This is a genomic window from Pinirhizobacter sp. (assembly GCF_035317885.1).
GTDB lineage: Bacteria > Pseudomonadota > Gammaproteobacteria > Xanthomonadales > Rhodanobacteraceae > Pinirhizobacter.
In genome coordinates this window covers 1-2,968 of sequence record NZ_DATHFX010000377.1, presented here as the reverse complement: position 1 = coordinate 2,968, position 2,968 = coordinate 1, and the positions used below count along the sequence as shown (strand labels likewise).

Annotated in this window: 2 protein-coding genes and 1 pseudogene; 2 read left to right on the top strand and 1 reads right to left on the bottom strand. The window is 58.9% G+C overall.

All coding sequences use genetic code 11. The features are described from left to right. Together VK519_RS12410 and VK519_RS12405 are read left to right on the top strand one after the other, a co-directional pair. The coding region (locus VK519_RS12410) for an ABC transporter permease (RefSeq protein ID WP_324350195.1) at window positions 1–496 on the top strand (496 nt) is incomplete at its 5' end. 13 nt (window positions 497–509) lie between these two features. Next, window positions 510–1,739, top strand: coding sequence for an ABC transporter permease (locus tag VK519_RS12405; protein WP_324350194.1), 1,230 nt, complete (start codon window positions 510–512; stop codon window positions 1,737–1,739). A 126-nt stretch (window positions 1,740–1,865) separates the two neighbouring features. Here VK519_RS12405 and VK519_RS12400 read toward each other — a convergent pair. Beyond that, window positions 1,866–2,968: pseudogene (locus VK519_RS12400) on the bottom strand (Oar protein); the annotation flags it as partial.

Genomic DNA, 2,968 nt, shown 5'->3' with positions numbered 1-2,968 from the left:
CTATTGGCTCGATCAGAAAGCACATGGCAGGGCCCTTCTCGGTACCCCACCCCAGCTCCTTGGATTGATGCATCGACTCGACGCGTTGCACCTCGTCCCCCCGAACGTTGGCTTGCAAGTATGGCTCGCCATTGGCTTCCTTTGCGTCTGCCTCTTCAACACCGTTTGTTTGATGCTGGCCAAGTTCCTCCGTCGCAGCGGAGAAATAAGCATTCGACGCGCCATGGGCGCATCGCGAGCGGACATCTTCGTGCAGTTCGGCATTGAAGCGGCCGTTCTCGGCCTAGTTGGTGGCGCATTGGGTCTGGTGTTGACCCGGTTCGGCCTTTGGCTCGTACACCAGCGGCCCGATGCCTATGCGAAGCTCGCGCACCTGGATTTTACGATGGTGTTTGCCACGGTTGCGCTGGCTATCGTGGCGAATACGCTAGCTGGACTCCTTCCCGCGTGGCGCGCGTGCCGCATACAACCCGCATCCCAGCTACACGTGAGTTGATCCGGAGAAAAGGATGCATTACCCACCCATCATCGCGAGTCTTTTCCGGCACAAGCTGATTGTCGCACTGATGATAGCCACAACCGCTCTCACGAGCGCAGTGATAACCAACATCGCTGTGATGTTCGTTCATCGGGTCGAGCTCATGCGCGAGCCAAGCGGTGTGGCCGAATCCACGCTGGTCGTCCTTGACAGCAATAAGATATCGGGCGAACAGCCTTCCAAAAATACGGCCGGCGCTGAGAACATGGAGGAATACCAGGCCGATGTCGTCACGCTTCGGGGAATCGAAGATGTAAGCGGCGCCACATCAATCAACGGCATGCCTTTCGGCGGCGGGGTTGCCTTGGACGTTAGCGCTAGTCCCGATGGGGATGGCATGCAAGCGACTGCCTTTAGTAGCAGCTCAGGTGCGCTCAATACGCTTGGGCTGCGGCTGATTCAAGGCAGAGACTTTCTTCAATCGGAGTATCTGCCGTCTGATGGGTTGAAGAACTTAAAGACTGTCTCGGCAGCGATCGTGTCTCGCACTTTGGCCCAGCGACTGTTTCATATCGACAACGCCGTGGGGCACTTTCTTTACTCGGCCGGCCACCCGATACAAGTTGTTGGTGTGGTCGATCATCTTATGGGCATGAGCCCGCAACTGGGCGCTTCTGACAATGAATACGCGATGATGCTTCCGCTGACTCCCGACGGCGATAGCGTAACGTTCGCTCTTAGCACCACTTCGGAACGGCGGGAGCGCGTCTTGCAGCGTGCTATCGCTGTATTGGGAAGTCGAAATCCTATGCGCATCTTGGACAACCCGAAGTCATTTGATCAGCTTCGCGCGGAATACTTTCAGCGGGAGGAGTCGATGATTACGCTTCTACTGGTCGCCGGACTTGCGCTATTGACGGTCACTGCCGCTGGCATCATGGGACTGGCAACGTTCTGGGTGCGCCAGCGCACCCGAGGCATTGGCATTCGGCGAGCACTTGGCGCCACGCGAAGAGATATCCTTCAATACTTCCTCGTCGAGAATTTTCTGATCGTTACTGGTGGCATTCTATTCGGTTGCGTATTAGCCCTGGCGCTCAATTGGGCTTTAGTTACCTACTATGAGGTGCAAGTACTACCGATTGGATACCTTACCGCGGGTGCGTTGGCCCTGTGGTTCACGGGGTTGGCTGCTGGTTTGAGTCCCGCCCTGCGCGCGGCCTCAGTGCCACCAGCGGTGGCAACCCGTTCAATCTCATAGTTTGGCACTCGCTCGCAGCTTGGCTCACGTCAGCCCAACGCCTCATTGAGGCACACGTGCGAAGGCAAAAAGAAGGGCCTGCCCGGGGAGGCAGGCCCTTCGGCCGCACGACTTATCTGGAGGGGATCAGAAGTCGTAGCTGACGCTGAAGCGCGCGTAGCGCGCCTGTTCGCTCAAAGTCCAGGTGCCGTAGTTGTAGTTCGGCGTGTTGTTGCCACCCGCCGTCGAGTTGGGATTCTCGAAGATCGGCTTCTGCTCGTTGAACACGTTGAACACGTTGGCGGCGAAGGCGAGCTTGCTGTCACCCCACGCCGGGCGATACGTCACGCCCAGATCCAGCGGATGGATGGTGGGCAAGCTGCCATGGCTGCCGGGCGGCGACGGCTGGCCATTACACCAGTGGTAGGCATTGCCGTAGCCCACGGGGTCCGTGTAATCCGGACCGTAGGCGCCCAGACAGATCTTCGGCTGGCCCGTCTGCACCAGCAGGTTGGCGGAGACCTGCCATTCCGGCGAGACCTGGTAGAAGCCGTAGAACTTCAGCACATGCGTGTGATCGTTGTTCTGGCGACCATTGGCGTACTGCATGATCGTGCCGTTGTCCCAGTCCTCCGACGCCGAGCCACCCAACTGCAGGAGGTCCGAACGCACCTGCCCCTCGGTATTGCCGTAGCTGCGCGAGAAGGTATAGCTGACCTTGCCATACCAGGTGCCATCGAACGGATGTTCCATGAAGGCATCCAGGCCGTAGTAGCGGCGCTTGAGGCCCTGGAATCCCATTTCCCTGTTGCTCAGGGTCACCTGCTGCGGATTACCGGCGGTATCGATCAGCACGAACGTATTGGCGCGACCCGGGTTGATCAGGTAGCAGCTGTTGGTCGAACCAACATCAATGCCTTGCGCGGCAGCCTTGGTGGTTACCAGGTTGACGTCGCAGAAGTCGTCGATGGCGTTATTGAGCTTGCGGTAGGTGCCCTTCAGGCCCCAGACGTACTTGTCTGTCAGCTCTTTGGTGAAGCCCAGGATGTATTCGTCCTGGTTCTCAGCGCCAATCCCCTTGCCCGTAACCGTGCGCGGATCGGGCTGCTGCCCGAAGCTGTTGTTGGCCGACTGAGGGGGGCCAATCTGGGTGAGGCCGGTCGGCACGCCGGTGGGATCGATGCCGCTATAGGTGAAGTAGGTCTGCGTGGCGATATAACCGGCCGCAGCGCCTGTTGCCGGGTTGAGCG

What these genes read in the sequence shown, in the direction of transcription:
- VK519_RS12405 (WP_324350194.1), top strand. Translation starts at nt 510, where the DNA reads ATGCATTACCCACCCATCATCGCGAGTCTTTTCCGGCACAAGCTGATT.